Genomic DNA, 15,562 nt, shown 5'->3' on the forward strand with positions numbered 1-15,562 from the left:
AATGTTTTGAAATTTTAGCATTGAAAAATTTGGAGAACTGAAAAATACTGCGTAACTTTGCACCCGCTTGACAGACGAAAAGTAGTCAAGCAACAAGATACTTAATGCCTCTTTAGCTCAGTTGGCCAGAGCACGTGATTTGTAATCTCGGGGTCGTTGGTTCGAATCCGACAAGAGGCTCAAAGGAAGAAGTAAATTTTGAATTCCCTAATCAAGAAAAGTATCTCGGGCGAATACCAGAGTGGCCAAATGGGGCAGACTGTAAATCTGCTGGCTTATGCCTTCGGTGGTTCGAATCCATCTTCGCCCACATTAATGCGGAAGTAGCTCAGTTGATAGAGCATCAGCCTTCCAAGCTGAGGGTCGCGAGTTTGAGCCTCGTCTTCCGCTCTAAAGACATTTTGCCAATGTAGCTCAGGGGTAGAGCACTTCCTTGGTAAGGAAGAGGTCGCGGGTTCAAATCCCGCCATCGGCTCAAACGATAAATCGGCAGCCTCGGATGCGTATGCGCTTTCGCGGCAGCTTTATTGAAAGAAATATTATTCAACACAAAAATAACAAAAGTTATGGCTAAAGAAAAATTCGAAAGAACCAAACCGCATGTTAACATCGGTACAATCGGTCACGTTGACCACGGTAAGACTACTCTGACCGCAGCTATCACTAAGGTGCTCGCTGAAAAGGGTCTTTCCGAAGTCAAGTCATTCGACCAGATCGACAACGCCCCCGAGGAAAAGGAGCGTGGTATCACAATCAACACTTCGCACGTTGAGTATGAAACTGAGAATCGTCACTATGCTCACGTTGACTGCCCGGGACACGCCGACTATGTAAAGAACATGGTTACCGGTGCTGCTCAGATGGACGGTGCTATCATCGTAGTTGCTGCAACTGACGGTCCTATGCCCCAGACTCGTGAGCACATCCTGCTCGCTCGTCAGGTGAACGTTCCTCGTATCGTAGTATTCCTTAACAAGTGCGATATGGTTGACGACGAAGAGATGTTTGACCTCGTTGAGATGGAAATGCGTGACCTTCTTTCGTCTTACGAATATGACGGTGACAATACTCCTATCATCCGTGGTTCTGCTCTTGGTGCTCTTAACGGTGAGCCCCAGTGGGTAGAAAAGGTTATGGAGCTTATGGCTGCTGTTGACGAATGGATTCCGCTGCCTCCCCGTGACATTGATAAGCCTTTCTTGATGCCTGTTGAGGATGTGTTCTCAATCACCGGTCGTGGTACAGTTGCTACCGGTCGTATTGAAACAGGTGTTGTTAAGGTAGGTGACGAAGTTCAGATTATGGGTCTTGGTGCTGACCTCAAGTCGGTTGTTACCGGTGTTGAGATGTTCCGCAAGCTCCTCGATCAGGGTGAAGCAGGTGACAACGTAGGTCTTCTTCTCCGTGGTATCGACAAGAAGGATATCAAGCGTGGTATGGTAATCTGCCACCCGGGAGTTGTTAAGCCCCACAGCAAGTTCAAGGCTCAGGTTTATATCCTGAAGAAAGAGGAAGGTGGACGTCACACACCGTTCCATAACCACTATCGTCCTCAGTTCTACATCCGTACACTCGATGTAACCGGTGAGATCACTCTTCCCGAAGGTGTAGAAATGGTAATGCCCGGTGACCACGTAACTATCAACGTTGAGCTCATCAACCCGGTAGCTTGCGACCTCGGTCTTCGTTTCGCAATCCGCGAAGGTGGCCGCACCGTAGGTTCAGGTCAGATCACTGAAATCCTCGACTAATTTAGGAAATACAAAATCGGTTCTCGTGTAAAAGCGAGAACCGATATATACAGGACTAGCTCAGTCGGTAGAGCACCGGTCTCCAAAACCGGGTGTCGGGAGTTCGAGCCTCTCGTCCTGTGCAAAGACAGAAAAAATGAAGAAATTAAAACTACTTACCGATATACAGGAGTCTTATACCGAACTTCGATATAGGACTTCTTGGCCTACAAAGAGTCAACTAATCAAGAGCAGTGTTGTCGTGCTGATAGCTTCCGTCATTATTGCATTGATAATACTCGTAATGGATCAGATAGTTGACCATTTAATGCACTTCATTTACGGACTTTAACGCTTAAAACGTAGTAGTACCTATGGCTGAGAGAAAAAAAGAATGGTATGTGCTTCGCGCAATATCAGGAAAGGAGGCTAAAGTCAAGGAGCTTCTTGATGCTGCAATCAAGAACACTGACTTGGGCAACTACGTATCGCAAGTGTTGATTCCCACCGAAAAAGTAGTGACTACACGTAATGGAAAAAGGGTTGTGAAGGAACGCAATCTTTATTCCGGTTATGTGTTTGTGGAGGCTGATCTTCAAGGCGAGGTGATGCACGAATTGCGCAACACCACCAATGTAATTGATTTCCTCGGCGGACGCGGAAAGGGCTCTCAGCCCGAACCCCTTCGTCACAGCGAGGTGATGAGAATGCTTGGTGCCGCCGATGAGATCAACGACTTGAACGATGACGGTTTCAACGACTTCATGGTCGGCGAGCATGTCAAGGTGACTTTTGGCCCGTTCAGCGGCTTCAACGGCGAAATCGTAGATTTGGACGCCGAGAAGCGCAAGCTCAAGGTCGAAGTCAAGATATTCGGTCGCAGCACTCCCTTGGAATTGGAGGCATCGCAAGTAGAGCGAGAATTGGCCAAATAGCGGTTACGAGCTTTTTGACCAAAATTCGCACGTTTAACCCAACAAAATTTGTATTAAGAAATGGCTAAAGAAATTGCTGGACAAATCAAATTGCAGATTAAAGGTGGAGCAGCAAATCCATCGCCCCCAGTAGGTCCCGCCTTGGGTTCTAAGGGCATCAACATCATGGAATTTTGCAAGCAATTCAACGCCCGCACCCAGGACAAGGCAGGCAAGGTGCTTCCGGTTGTAATTACTTACTACACCGACAAGAGCTTTGACTTCATTGTTAAGACTCCTCCTGTAGCTATTCAGCTCCTTGAGGCATCAAAGATCAAGAGCGGTTCAGCCGAACCCAATCGTAAGAAGGTGGCTGAAATCACTTGGGATCAGGTGAAGGCGATTGCTGAGGACAAAATGCCCGATTTGAACTGTTTTACTGTAGAATCGGCAATGCGTATGGTTGCCGGTACAGCCAGAAGTATGGGTATCACCGTTAAGGGAGCTTTCCCTGAAAATAACTAATAAACTTCAATTGACATGGGTAAACTTACTAAGAATCAAAAGTTGGCTTTACAGAAGATTGAAGCTGGGAAGGCTTACACATTAGCGGAGGCGGCTGAGAAGGTAAAGGAAGTTACTTTTACTAAATTCGATGCTTCGCTTGATATTGATGTACGTCTTGGCGTAGACCCTCGTAAGGCTAATCAAATGGTGCGTGGCGTGGTGACACTCCCTCACGGAACCGGCAAGAAGACTACTGTACTCGTGCTTTGCAACCCCGACGCGGAAACTGCCGCTAAGGCTGCCGGAGCCGACTATGTAGGTCTTGACGAATATATCGACAAGATCAAAGGTGGTTGGACTGATGTTGATGTAATCATTACTCAGCCCGCTATCATGGGTAAGATTGGTGCTCTCGGTCGCATCCTCGGTCCTCGTGGCTTGATGCCTAACCCCAAGAGCGGTACTGTTACCAATGATGTAGCAAAGGCTGTTGAGGAAGTGAAGAAGGGTAAGATTGACTTCAAGGTCGACAAGAACGGTATCGTTCACTCTTCAATCGGAAAAGTTTCTTTCACTCCCGAACAGATGAAGGACAACGCACGCGAGTTCATCAACACCTTGATTAAGCTTAAGCCTGCTACTGCAAAGGGCACCTATATTAAGAGTATTTATCTTTCAAGCACTATGAGTCCCGGCATCAAGGTTGACTCTAAGTCAATCGATGTTTAACATTTAAAGACTACGCAAAATGAGAAAGGAAGATAAAGACATTATTATTGCCCAAATTGCTGACACGGTTAAGAATTACAGCTGCTTCTATCTCGTGGAAACAGCCGGATTGAACGCTGAAAAGACAAGCGATCTCCGCCGTGCTTGCAATAAAGCCGACATTAAGCTTCTCGTCGTAAAGAATACGCTTCTTCACAAGGCGCTCGAATCACTTGAGAATGCCGAAACGTATTCTGAACTCTATCCCAGCTTGAAGGGCTCAACATCGATTATGTTCTCGAATGTTGGAAATGCTCCCGCAAAGCTCATCAAGGAAGTCTTGAAGAAGGACAAGGATGCTACACTCCCCCGTTTTAAGGCTGCTTACGTAGAAGAAACAGTTTACGTAGGTGCTGAACAGCTCGATACACTTGCAAACATCAAGAGCAAGAACGAACTTATTGCCGATGTTGTTGCAATGCTCGAAGGCCCTGTACAGGGTGTTATCTCCGCGCTTGACGCCGGAACAACCATCCACGGACTTCTGGATGCTATTGAGGAAAAGAACGCATAATGCGCGGTTGACGCCTCGATAGACAAAACAATAAAAATAATAAATAGAAAAAACAATAACTTTTAAAATTTTAAGACGATGGCAGATATTAAAGCTATTGCTGAAGAATTAGTCAATTTGACCGTAAAGGAAGTAAGTGAACTCAAGGCTATCCTCAAGGATGAGTATGGTATCGAGCCCGCAGCTGCAGCTGTAGCAGTAGCAGCTCCCGCAGCCGGTGGTGCTGCTGAGGCTGAAGAGAAGTCTTCATTCGATGTTATCCTTAAGTCGGCCGGCGCAAGCAAGCTTGCAGTTGTTAAGCTTGTTAAGGAACTCACCGGACTTGGCTTGAAGGAAGCTAAGGAACTCGTTGACGGTGCTCCCAGCACAGTTAAGGAAGGTCTAGCCAAGGCTGACGCCGAAGGTCTGAAGAAGCAGTTGGAAGAAGCTGGCGCTGAAGTTGAACTTAAATAATATTGCCTGAACCTCAGGTAATTAGGTTAAGAATCATATCTTATAATGATTCTTAACCTTTTTGTGTTATATTTTAATTTGAGTTCCCTTAACGTTTTTATTTTAAATGTCAGTTTCATTAACAAAACCCCGTATCAATTTTGCATCGGTAAAGAATCCCCTTCCTTACCCTGATTTTCTCGAGGTTCAGCTGAAGTCATTTCAGGATTTCCTTCAGCTCGACACTCCTCCTGAAAAAAGAAATAATGAGGGACTTTATAAGGTGTTCGCCGAGAATTTCCCGATTGTGGACACTCGCAATAATTACGTACTTGAGTTTCTCGACTATTACATCGACCCCCCGCGCTACACAATCGAGGAGTGTCTTGAACGAGGACTCACCTACAGTGTACCCCTCAAGGCTAAATTAAAATTATATTGTACTGACCCCGATCACGAAGATTTTGAACCTAAGATACAGGATGTATTCCTTGGGCCAATTCCTTATATGACGGCGCAAGGTACATTTGTAATCAATGGAGCTGAACGAGTTGTCGTGTCGCAGTTGCACCGTTCTCCCGGTGTGTTCTTCGGACAGAGCACTCATGCCAACGGCACTAAGCTCTATTCGGCACGAATAATCCCGTTCCGTGGGTCTTGGATTGAGTTTGCAACTGACATCCACAACGTGATGTACGCTTACATCGACCGTAAGAAGAAACTTCCCGTTACAACTCTCTTGCGTGCGATAGGTCTTGAAAGCGATAAGGACATCATCGAAATCTTCGGCCTTGCTGAAGAAATCAAGGTCAATAAGACCAATCTTAAGAAGGCAATCGGACGCAAGCTGGCTGCCCGTGTATTGAAGACATGGGTTGAGGACTTCGTTGACGAAGACACCGGCGAGGTTGTGTCGATAGAGCGCAACCAGGTCGTGATTGACCGCGAAACCGTGCTCGAGGAAGAGCATATCCAGGAGATAATTGATGCAGGTGCGCAGACCGTACTCCTCCACAAGGAAGACGCCAATACCAGCGACTATTCGATAATCTTCAACACTCTACAGAAAGATACAAGTAACTCCGAAAAGGAGGCTATTCAATATATCTACCGACAGCTGCGCAACGCGGAGCCGCCGGATGATGCGTCGGCCCGTGAGGTAATCACCAACCTTTTCTTCTCGGAAAAGCGTTATGACCTCGGCGAAGTGGGTCGTTACCGCATCAACAAGAAGCTCAATCTCGGTACTTCGATGGATGTGAAGGTCCTTACCAAGGAGGATATAATCGCCATCATAAAGTATCTCATCGAGCTTATCAACTCAAAGACCGATGTCGACGACATCGACCACTTGAGCAATCGTCGCGTACGTACCGTAGGCGAGCAGCTCTACAACCAGTTTGGTGTGGGACTTGCTCGTATGTCGCGTACAATCCGCGAGCGCATGAATGTGCGTGACAACGAGGATTTCACTCCCATTGACCTTATCAATGCGAAGACAATCTCTTCGGTTATCAACACATTCTTCGGTACAAATGCACTTTCACAGTTCATGGACCAGACCAACCCCCTTGCCGAAATGACCCACAAGCGCCGTATGTCGGCCCTTGGCCCCGGCGGTCTTTCGCGTGAGCGCGCAGGTTTTGAGGTTCGTGACGTTCACTACACTCACTATGGCCGTCTTTGTCCTATCGAAACGCCTGAAGGACCTAACATCGGTCTTATCTCGTCATTGTGTGTGTATGCTAAAATAAACGACCTCGGATTTATTGAAACTCCCTACCGCAAGGTTGAGAACTCCAAGGTCAACATCAACAACGATGAAGTCGTATATCTGACTGCCGAAGTCGAGGAGGGTCAGGTGATTGCCCAGGGCAACGCTCCTCTTAACGATGATGGCACGTTTGTTCGTGAGCGCGTTAAAGCTCGTCTTGACGCCGACTTCCCCATCGTAGCTCCGAGCGAGGTCAACCTGATGGATGTATCGCCCACTCAGATTGCTTCTATCGCCGCATCGCTCATTCCGTTCCTTGAACATGACGATGCCAACCGTGCGTTGATGGGATCTAACATGATGCGTCAGGCAGTGCCTCTGTTGCGTTCCGAAGCTCCTATCGTGGGTACAGGCCTCGAGGGACAGCTTATACGTGACTCTCGTACTCAGATTACCGCCGAGGGCGACGGTGTCATTGAGTTTGTCGATGCTACAGTGATACGTATCCGCTATGACCGCACCGAGGATGAAGACTTTGTCGCATTCGAGGATTCGGTTAAGGAATACCACATACCAAAATTCCGAAAGACCAACCAAAGCACAACCATCGACCTTCGTCCTATATGCGAGAAGGGTCAGCGTGTGACTCCGGGCCAGATTCTCACCGAAGGTTACTCGACCGAAAACGGTGAACTTGCTCTCGGCCGCAACCTGAAGGTGGCCTTCATGCCTTGGAAGGGTTACAACTACGAGGATGCTATCGTGCTCAATGAGCGCGTGGTTCGTGAGGATATCCTCACCTCGGTTCACGTTGACGAGTATTCGCTCGAAGTGCGTGAAACCAAGCGTGGTATGGAGGAGCTTACAAGCGATATCCCCAATGTCAGCGAAGACGCTACCAAGGATCTCGACGAGCGCGGTATTATCCGTGTCGGCGCCCATGTAGCTCCCGGTGACATCATGATAGGTAAGATTACTCCTAAGGGAGAATCCGATCCCACTCCTGAGGAGAAGCTGCTTCGCGCCATCTTCGGTGACAAGGCCGGTGATGTGAAGGATGCTTCTCTCAAGGCAACTCCATCATTAAAGGGTGTTGTAATCGGCACCAACCTGTTCTCTCGTGCCGCCAAGAAAAAGAAAACCAAGAGTGCCAACGCACAGCTTCCCAAGCTTGACGAAGAGTATGAGGAAAAGCAGGCCGAGCTGATGGACATTCTTGTCAACAAGCTCATGGTGCTCACCGAAGGCAAGACCTCGCAAGGTGTCAAGGACTTCCTCGGTGCCGACATTATTGCCAAGGGTGCCAAGTTTACGCCTGCCGCTCTGAAGGGTATAAATTATGACACTGTCAACCTTTCAAAGTGGACTGCCGATGCTCACAAGAACGACATGATCCGTGCCACTATTGTGAACTATCTTCGCAAGTCAAAGGAGATCGATGCCGAGCTTCGTCGTAAGAAATTCGACATCTCGATCGGTGACGAGCTTCCCTCCGGAATCATGCAGATGGCTAAGGTATATGTCGCCAAGAAGCGTAAGATCAGCGTAGGTGACAAGATGGCCGGTCGTCACGGAAACAAGGGTATCGTGTCGCGTATCGTGCGTCAGGAGGATATGCCATTCCTTGCCGACGGTACTCCGGTCGATATCGTGCTCAACCCTCTGGGTGTGCCTTCACGTATGAACCTCGGTCAGATTTTTGAAACAGTTCTCGGTTGGTCGGGAGCTATTCTCGGCGATAAGTTTGCCACTCCTATCTTTGACGGCGCAAGCCTCGACGACCTTAACGAGTGGACCGACAAGGCCGGACTTCCTCGCTACGGAAAGACCTATCTTTACGATGGCGGCACCGGTGAGCGCTTCGACCAGCCTGCAACCGTAGGTGTAATCTACATGCTTAAGCTCGGTCACATGGTAGAGGACAAGATGCACGCACGTAGCATCGGTCCGTACTCGCTCATCACGCAGCAGCCTCTTGGAGGTAAAGCCCAGTTCGGTGGTCAGCGTTTCGGAGAAATGGAAGTTTGGGCGCTCGAGGCATTCGGCGCATCCCACATTCTCCAGGAGATTCTGACTATCAAGAGTGATGATGTAAACGGCCGTAGCAAGGCTTATGAGGCTATCGTCAAGGGCGAGCCCATGCCTCAGGCCGGAATCCCCGAGTCGCTTAACGTGCTTCTCCACGAGCTTCGCGGTCTTGGATTGAGCATCAACTTAGAGCAATAATTAATCACAGTAAAGAAAGGAAACACTAAAATATGGCTTTTAGAAAAGACAATAAATCAAAAACCGATTTCTCAAAGATTTCTATCGGACTTGCTTCGCCCGAGGAAATCCTTGAAAAGTCGAGCGGTGAAGTTCTCAAGCCCGAGACTATCAACTACCGCACCTACAAGCCCGAGCGTGACGGTCTGTTCTGCGAAAAGATATTCGGTCCGGTAAAGGACTATGAGTGTCATTGCGGAAAGTATAAGCGCATCCGTTACAAGGGCATTGTGTGCGACCGTTGTGGTGTCATGGTTACCGAGAAGAAAGTGCGCCGTGAACGCATGGGTCACATAAAGCTCGTCGTTCCCGTGGCTCACATCTGGTATTTCCGTTCGCTTCCCAACAAGATCGGTTATCTGCTCGGTCTTCCCTCAAAGAAGCTCGATGCTGTGATTTACTATGAGCGTTACGTGGTCATCCAGCCCGGACAGGCCGAAAACGTTCAGACACTCGATCTTCTCACCGAGGAGGAATACTTTGAAATCCTCGACAAGCTTCCTAAGGAAAATCAGTTGCTTGACGACAGCGACCCCAATAAGTTCATCGCCAAGATGGGTGCCGAGGCTGTATATGACCTGCTTACTCGTCTTGACCTCGATTCGCTCTCTTACGAGCTCCGTCACCGTGCCAATACCGACGGTTCGCAGCAGCGTAAGACCGAGGCGTTGAAGCGTCTTCAGATTGTGGAGTCGTTCCGTGCGTCAAAGCACCGCAATAAGCCCGAATGGATGATTCTTCAGGCGGTTCCCGTGATTCCGCCCGAACTCCGTCCTCTCGTACCCCTCGACGGTGGCCGTTTCGCTACCAGCGACCTTAACGACCTCTATCGTCGTGTGATCATACGTAACAATCGTCTTAAGCGTCTTATCGAAATCAAGGCTCCCGAAGTCATCCTCCGCAATGAGAAGCGTATGCTTCAGGAGGCTGTTGACTCGCTGCTCGACAACTCTCGCAAGTCGTCGGCAGTTAAGACCGAGGCCAATCGACCCTTGAAGTCGCTCTCCGACTCTCTCAAGGGAAAGCAGGGCCGCTTCCGTCAGAATCTTCTCGGTAAGCGTGTCGACTACTCTGCCCGTTCGGTAATTGTTGTCGGTCCCGAGCTTAAGATGCACGAGTGTGGTATCCCCAAAAATATGGCTGCCGAGCTTTACAAGCCTTTCATCATCCGCAAGCTCATCGAGCGTGGCATCGTGAAGACTGTGAAGTCGGCCAAAAAGATAGTTGACCGCAAGGAACCTGTCGTATGGGACATCCTTGAGCACGTTATGAAGGGTCACCCCGTTCTGCTAAACCGTGCCCCGACACTTCACCGTCTTGGTATCCAGGCATTCCAGCCCAAGATGATTGAAGGAAAGGCTATCCAGCTCCACCCGCTCGCATGTACGGCATTCAACGCCGACTTCGACGGTGACCAGATGGCTGTTCACTTGCCTCTTGGCAACGAGGCCGTGTTGGAGGCCCAGATGCTAATGCTCGGTGCCCACAACATCCTCAACCCCGCCAACGGTGCTCCTATCACAGTGCCTTCGCAGGACATGGTACTCGGTCTTTACTACATCACCAAGCTCCGCAAGGGCGATAAGGGTGAAGGCCTTAAGTTCTATGGCCCCGAAGAGGCTCAGATTGCTTACAATGAAGGCCGCGTGACTCTCCATGCTCCCGTTTCGGTAGTTGTGGACGATGTCGATGAAAACGGCAACCCCATCACTCATCTTGTTGAGAACACTTCAGTGGGCCGCGTGCTCGTAAACCAGTATGTGCCTAAGGAAATCGGTTATGTCAACCAGATTCTTTCTAAGAAGTCATTGCGCGACATCATCGGTAAGGTTATCAACACTTGCGGTGTGACCCGTTCGGCTCAGTTCCTTGACGACATCAAGAACCTCGGATACTACATGGCATTCAAGGGCGGATTGTCGTTCAACCTCGGGGATGTGCTCATTCCGCCGGAAAAGGAGCAGCTTGTAGCTGAAGGTAACGAGCAGGTTCAGGAAGTGATGAACAACTATTCGATGGGATTCATCACCAACAACGAGCGTTACAACCAGATAATCGATATATGGACGCATGTCAACTCTCGACTCACCGATACGCTTATGAAGCAGATGACGGCCGCCAACCAGGGCTTCAACTCTGTATTCATGATGCTTGACTCGGGTGCCCGTGGTTCTAAGGACCAGATTCGTCAGTTGGCCGGTATGCGTGGTCTTATGGCTAAGCCCCAGAAGGCAGGTGCCGAAGGAGGTCAGATTATCGAGAACCCGATTCTTGCCAACTTCAAGGAGGGCCTTTCAGTGCTTGAGTACTTCATCTCAACCCACGGTGCCCGTAAGGGTCTTGCTGATACCGCATTGAAGACCGCCGACGCAGGTTACCTTACCCGTCGTCTTGTCGATGTGGCTCATGATGTCATCATCCATGAGGAGGATTGCGGTACGCTCCGTGGTCTTGTATGCACCGAAATCAAGAACAACGAGGAAGTTGTGGCATCGCTCGGCGAGCGCATCCTCGGCCGTGTATCGGTTCACGACATCATCGATCCCATCTCGGGTGAGCTTATCGTTGCCTCGGGTGAGGAAATCGATGAAGTTGCTGCCAATCGCATCAACGAGTCGCCCATCGAGTCGGTTGAAATCCGCTCGGTACTTACCTGTGAGTCCAAGAAGGGTGTTTGTGCCAAGTGCTATGGACGCAATCTGTCCAACAACCGTCTTGTGCAGAAGGGTGAGGCTGTCGGCGTGATTGCCGCTCAGTCAATCGGTGAGCCCGGTACCCAGCTTACTCTTCGTACATTCCACGTCGGTGGTGTCGCTTCAAACATCGCTGCCGTATCTACTATAACCTCACGCTATGAAGGCGTGCTTGAAATCGAGGAACTCCGCACGGTTGAAACTGCTGAGAAGGGCGCCAACGGAAAGCCCGTACATGTAGTGATTGGCCGTCTTGCCGAGATGCGTATCATCGACCCCAACACCAAGATGATGCTCACCAACGCCAACATTCCTTACGGTTCTAAGCTTTACTTCGGCAATGGCGACACTGTCACCAAGGGCGATGTAATATGCGAATGGGACCCCTTCAACGCCGTCATCATTTCGGAAGTAGGTGGTAAGATTGAATTCCAGAATCTTGTTGAGAACGTTACATATCGTGTAGATTATGACGAGCAGACAGGACTTGAGGATAAGATAATAATCGAGTCAAAGGATCGTACACGCGTTCCCGAGGCCAACATCGTCGATGCCAACGGTCAGGTGATTAAGACCTATGCACTGCCTGTGGGCGCTCACCTCATGGTTGAGAACGGTGCCGATGTCGCTCCCGGCGAGGTATTCGTCAAGATTCCTCGTTCGGCAGGTAATGCCGGTGATATCACCGGTGGTCTGCCCCGTGTTACCGAGCTCTTTGAGGCACGTAACCCGTCCAACCCCGCTATCGTTTCGGAAATCGACGGTGAGGTTAAGTTTGGCAAGGTTAAGCGAGGCAACCGTGAGATATCGGTTACTTCCAAGCTTGGCGAAGTCAAGAAGTACCTCGTTCCGCTGTCGAAGCAGATTCTCGTTCAGGAAAACGACTATGTGCGCGCCGGAACTCCGCTCTCCGACGGTGCCATCACTCCTGCCGACATTCTCAACATCATGGGTCCCACTGCCGTTCAGGAATACATCGTCAACGAGGTTCAGGATGTATACCGTATGCAAGGTGTGAAGATCAACGACAAGCACTTTGAAGTAATCGTGCGTCAGATGATGCGCAAGGTCAACATCCTCGATCCGGGTGACACTTGCTTCCTTGAGCAGCAGGTTGTCGACAAGCGTGAGTTCATGGAAGAGAACGATCGCATCTGGGGTAAGAAAGTGGTTGTCGATGCCGGTGACAGCGAAAATGTAAAGCCCGGTCAGATTATCACAGCACGCAAGCTGCGTGACGAAAACTCGGCTCTCAAGCGTCGCGACCTCAAGACTGTGACTGTGCGTGAAGCCGTTCCTGCTACATCCGAGCAGATACTTCAGGGTATCACTCGCGCTGCATTGCAGACCTCAAGCTTCATGTCGGCTGCATCGTTCCAGGAAACCACCAAGGTGCTCAATGAAGCCGCTATCAACGGTAAGGTGGACACTCTTGAGGGTATGAAGGAGAACGTTATCTGCGGTCATTTGATCCCTGCCGGTACCGGACTTCGTGAATACGACAGCCTTGTTGTTGCCGGAAAGGACGATATTGACACAGTGTTTGACTCTGCCGATGTAATCGACATTGCTCACACTGAAGTTAAGTAAGCACTTTTAATAAGTTAAACTATACGAGAAAAGGCTGTCGCATTTGCGGCAGCCTTTTCTGTGTTTAGGATTGTGCTTGGTTTATCTCGGCTCTATCTTGGGTGCCGACGGAGCAGGCATGATTGCAGCTACAGCGCCTTCAACCTCTTCCTCGGTCATGAAACCTATGTTGCGGTTGATTACGCCTTCCTTGTCGACAAAAAGGATTGTAGGCACAGATGTAACGCCATATTGCTCGGCAAGTTGAGGAGCTTTGTCAATGTCCACATATATGAAGTTGACCTTGCCCTTGTATTTCTTTGCAAGCTTGTGGAATATGGGCTTAAACTGCTTGCAGGGCGGACACCATGTCGCCGAGAAGTCGACTACTACGGGCATAGGCTGTGCACCGCCGAACTCCAGAATGTCATTGGGCCCGAGTTCTATCGGGGCGCCTTCCGATTCGTTTACTGCTTCGGCTGTGGCCTCGGCCTCTTTCACCTCCTTGGATGTCGAGTTGCCGCATCCTGTAATCATTGCTCCTGAAATCAAGATCGCTGCTGCTAAAAATGCTATCTTTTTCATTACTTATGAATTTATAAATTGAGTTAATCCTATATATAAAGAACAAGGTGTCCCAATAAATTGAAACACCTTGCGGAGAAATAAGGTTCACGCCTCATTGGAGGTGTGTCGGAATTTGCATTAGAGGGACGATGCGAGAGCGCCGTTGGTCTTGCGCACTGCTGCTGCGCTCTTGGCGAAGAGAGCTTTCTCCTCTTCGTTAAGGTTGACATCGACAATCTTCTCGATACCGTTGCGGCCAAGCAAGCAGGGAACGCCTATGCAGATGTCACTTTCGCCATATTCACCTTCTACGAGTGCCGAGCAGGGGATTACTCGCTTCTGGTCATGGAGCACTGCTGCTACTACGGCTGCCGATGCTGCACCGGGTGCATACCATGCTGATGTGCCGAGAAGACCGGTAAGAGTGGCTCCGCCTACCATTGTGTCGGCTGCTACCTTGTCAAGCGTTTCCTTGTCAAGTAGTGTGCTTACGGGAATACCGCGATAAGTTGCGTAGCGGGTCAAGGGAATCATTGTAGTGTCACCGTGACCGCCTATTACCATACCTTCAACTTCGTTGGGGTTGGCTCCGAGTGCTACGCTGAGGAAGTATTTGAAACGTGAGCTGTCAAGTGCGCCGCCCATACCGATGATGCGGTTCTTGGGAAGACCTGAAGTCTTGTGGATAAGATAGGTCATTGTGTCCATGGGGTTGGATACGCACAAGATCACTGCATTGGGTGAATATTTGAGTACGTTGTCGGTAACTGACTTAACGATACCTGCGTTTACTCCGATGAGCTCTTCACGAGTCATGCCCGGCTTACGGGGTATACCTGATGTGATTACTACTACATCTGAACCTGCAGTCTTCTCATAGTCGTTGGTCACGCCCACCATGTGAGTGTTGATGGTAAGCAGATTGGCGGTCTGCATGATGTCCATCGTCTTACCTTCGGCAAGACCCTGCTTGATGTCGATGAGTACGACTTCGTCAGCTACGTTGTTAGTTACAAGAACATTAGCACAAGTGGCGCCTACGTTTCCTGCGCCTACTACGGTTACCTTTGACATAATTATCTTGATTTATTTGGTTAAAGTAATTGTCATTCGCTTTATATAATTTCCGGTAATACAAAATTAGTGAATAATTCGATAAGGACGAACTATTAACTTAAATTTATGTCGATTGTAAATTAAAATGTCTGATTAGAGCTCAATTTCGCCAAGGCCTTGTCTGATTATTTCAGGATTTGAGCTGTCGGTGATGTCTATAACGGTCGACGGCTCGGTGCCTCCTTCACCTCCGTCGATTACGATATCCACAGTGTCGGAGTATCGCATCGCTATGGACTCGGGATTGATTGCTTCATCCTCGGTGTCCCATTGTATGGAAGTGGTAAGCAATGGCGAGTCCATGCGCATGGCTATTTCTCGGGCTATGGCGTTGTCGGGGATTCTCACACCTACGGTCTTTCGTCCTTTGAACACTTTGGGTAGTGTCGTGGAAGCCGGGAGCAGGAAGGTGAAAGGGCCGGGCAGATTGTCCTTCATGATTCGGAATGCGCGATTGTCGATGCGGGCATATTCGGACGATTGCGATATATCGTGACAGATAATCGACAGGTTGGTCTTGGCCGGATTTATTCCTTTTATGCGGCATATACGCTCAATAGCCTGATTGTTGAGCGCATTGCAGCCTATCGCATATAGCGAGTCGGTGGGGTATATTATAATACCGCCGTCGCGAAGGGTGTTGATCACGAGCTCCATGTATTTTTCATTGATGCTCGTCGGATACATTGGAAGGATTGTCATGTCTATGTCCGGTTATGCCAGCACCCCCATAGTGCTGACAAAGGCAAATTTAGCAACACTTTTCCAATAAT

The 15,562-nt window shown here is 49.3% G+C and carries 12 protein-coding genes and 5 tRNA genes; 14 read left to right on the plus strand and 3 right to left on the minus strand.

Going from position 1 to position 15,562, the window contains the following annotated elements:
* Positions 1-106 precede the first annotated feature (106 nt).
* From E5354_RS04330 to rpoC, 14 genes are all read left to right on the plus strand, one after another.
* Positions 107-180: transfer RNA gene (locus tag E5354_RS04330), tRNA-Thr, on the plus strand.
* Between the two features lie 47 nt (positions 181-227).
* A tRNA-Tyr gene (locus tag E5354_RS04335) sits at positions 228-310 on the plus strand.
* Positions 311-317: 7 nt separating this feature from the next.
* Positions 318-390: transfer RNA gene (locus E5354_RS04340), tRNA-Gly, on the plus strand.
* A 13-nt stretch (positions 391-403) separates the two neighbouring features.
* A tRNA-Thr gene (locus E5354_RS04345) sits at positions 404-475 on the plus strand.
* Between the two features lie 91 nt (positions 476-566).
* A complete protein-coding gene (gene tuf, locus E5354_RS04350; RefSeq protein WP_123395280.1) occupies positions 567-1,751 on the plus strand; it encodes an elongation factor Tu in 1,185 nt (394 codons plus the stop codon).
* A 49-nt stretch (positions 1,752-1,800) separates the two neighbouring features.
* Positions 1,801-1,873: transfer RNA gene (locus E5354_RS04355), tRNA-Trp, on the plus strand.
* A gap of 14 nt (positions 1,874-1,887) precedes the next feature.
* Positions 1,888-2,082: a preprotein translocase subunit SecE gene (secE, locus tag E5354_RS14455; RefSeq protein WP_135946553.1), complete on the plus strand. Its 195-nt coding sequence runs from the start codon at positions 1,888-1,890 to the stop codon at positions 2,080-2,082.
* A 22-nt stretch (positions 2,083-2,104) separates the two neighbouring features.
* Positions 2,105-2,665 (plus strand): transcription termination/antitermination protein NusG, encoded by a 561-nt coding sequence (nusG, locus tag E5354_RS04365; RefSeq protein ID WP_123395282.1) that lies wholly within the window; start codon positions 2,105-2,107, stop codon positions 2,663-2,665.
* A 60-nt stretch (positions 2,666-2,725) separates the two neighbouring features.
* Positions 2,726-3,169 (plus strand): 50S ribosomal protein L11, encoded by a 444-nt coding sequence (rplK, locus tag E5354_RS04370; protein ID WP_135946554.1) that lies wholly within the window; start codon positions 2,726-2,728, stop codon positions 3,167-3,169.
* Between the two features lie 15 nt (positions 3,170-3,184).
* Positions 3,185-3,880 (plus strand): 50S ribosomal protein L1, encoded by a 696-nt coding sequence (gene rplA / locus E5354_RS04375; RefSeq protein ID WP_123395284.1) that lies wholly within the window; start codon positions 3,185-3,187, stop codon positions 3,878-3,880.
* A 19-nt stretch (positions 3,881-3,899) separates the two neighbouring features.
* Entirely contained in the window at positions 3,900-4,433 is a 534-nt protein-coding gene (rplJ, locus tag E5354_RS04380; RefSeq protein WP_123395285.1) for a 50S ribosomal protein L10, read from the plus strand.
* A 78-nt stretch (positions 4,434-4,511) separates the two neighbouring features.
* On the plus strand, positions 4,512-4,886 hold the full coding sequence (gene rplL, locus E5354_RS04385; RefSeq protein WP_123395286.1) for a 50S ribosomal protein L7/L12: 375 nt from the start codon (positions 4,512-4,514) through the stop codon (positions 4,884-4,886).
* Positions 4,887-4,992: 106 nt separating this feature from the next.
* Positions 4,993-8,805, plus strand: coding sequence for a DNA-directed RNA polymerase subunit beta (gene rpoB, locus E5354_RS04390; RefSeq protein ID WP_135946555.1), 3,813 nt, complete (start codon positions 4,993-4,995; stop codon positions 8,803-8,805).
* A gap of 32 nt (positions 8,806-8,837) precedes the next feature.
* Positions 8,838-13,127 (plus strand): DNA-directed RNA polymerase subunit beta', encoded by a 4,290-nt coding sequence (gene rpoC / locus E5354_RS04395; RefSeq protein WP_135946556.1) that lies wholly within the window; start codon positions 8,838-8,840, stop codon positions 13,125-13,127.
* Between the two features lie 81 nt (positions 13,128-13,208).
* Here the strand turns inward: rpoC and E5354_RS04400 are convergent, their stop codons facing one another.
* From E5354_RS04400 to E5354_RS04410, 3 genes are all read right to left on the minus strand, one after another.
* Positions 13,209-13,691: a thioredoxin family protein gene (locus tag E5354_RS04400; RefSeq protein ID WP_123395289.1), complete on the minus strand. Its 483-nt coding sequence runs from the start codon at positions 13,689-13,691 to the stop codon at positions 13,209-13,211.
* A 120-nt stretch (positions 13,692-13,811) separates the two neighbouring features.
* A complete protein-coding gene (locus tag E5354_RS04405; RefSeq protein ID WP_135946557.1) occupies positions 13,812-14,747 on the minus strand; it encodes a malate dehydrogenase in 936 nt (311 codons plus the stop codon).
* A gap of 135 nt (positions 14,748-14,882) precedes the next feature.
* Positions 14,883-15,491: an L-threonylcarbamoyladenylate synthase gene (locus E5354_RS04410; protein ID WP_135946558.1), complete on the minus strand. Its 609-nt coding sequence runs from the start codon at positions 15,489-15,491 to the stop codon at positions 14,883-14,885.
* Between the last annotated feature and the right edge of the window lie 71 nt (positions 15,492-15,562).

The sequence above is a fragment of the Muribaculum sp. NM65_B17 genome (genome assembly GCF_004793735.1).
GTDB lineage: Bacteria > Bacteroidota > Bacteroidia > Bacteroidales > Muribaculaceae > Muribaculum > Muribaculum gordoncarteri.

Bases quoted from the DNA above. Each gene is read 5' to 3' on its own strand.
- rplA (WP_123395284.1), top strand. From the start codon at position 3,185: ATGGGTAAACTTACTAAGAATCAAAAGTTGGCTTTACAGAAGATTGAA.
- rplJ (WP_123395285.1), top strand. From the start codon at position 3,900: ATGAGAAAGGAAGATAAAGACATTATTATTGCCCAAATTGCTGACACG.
- E5354_RS04400 (WP_123395289.1), bottom strand. From the start codon at position 13,691: ATGAAAAAGATAGCATTTTTAGCAGCAGCGATCTTGATTTCAGGAGCA.
- rpoC (WP_135946556.1), top strand. From the start codon at position 8,838: ATGGCTTTTAGAAAAGACAATAAATCAAAAACCGATTTCTCAAAGATT.
- rplL (WP_123395286.1), top strand. From the start codon at position 4,512: ATGGCAGATATTAAAGCTATTGCTGAAGAATTAGTCAATTTGACCGTA.
- rpoB (WP_135946555.1), top strand. From the start codon at position 4,993: ATGTCAGTTTCATTAACAAAACCCCGTATCAATTTTGCATCGGTAAAG.
- E5354_RS04410 (WP_135946558.1), bottom strand. From the start codon at position 15,491: ATGACAATCCTTCCAATGTATCCGACGAGCATCAATGAAAAATACATG.
- secE (WP_135946553.1), top strand. From the start codon at position 1,888: ATGAAGAAATTAAAACTACTTACCGATATACAGGAGTCTTATACCGAA.
- rplK (WP_135946554.1), top strand. From the start codon at position 2,726: ATGGCTAAAGAAATTGCTGGACAAATCAAATTGCAGATTAAAGGTGGA.
- nusG (WP_123395282.1), top strand. From the start codon at position 2,105: ATGGCTGAGAGAAAAAAAGAATGGTATGTGCTTCGCGCAATATCAGGA.
- E5354_RS04405 (WP_135946557.1), bottom strand. From the start codon at position 14,747: ATGTCAAAGGTAACCGTAGTAGGCGCAGGAAACGTAGGCGCCACTTGT.
- tuf (WP_123395280.1), top strand. From the start codon at position 567: ATGGCTAAAGAAAAATTCGAAAGAACCAAACCGCATGTTAACATCGGT.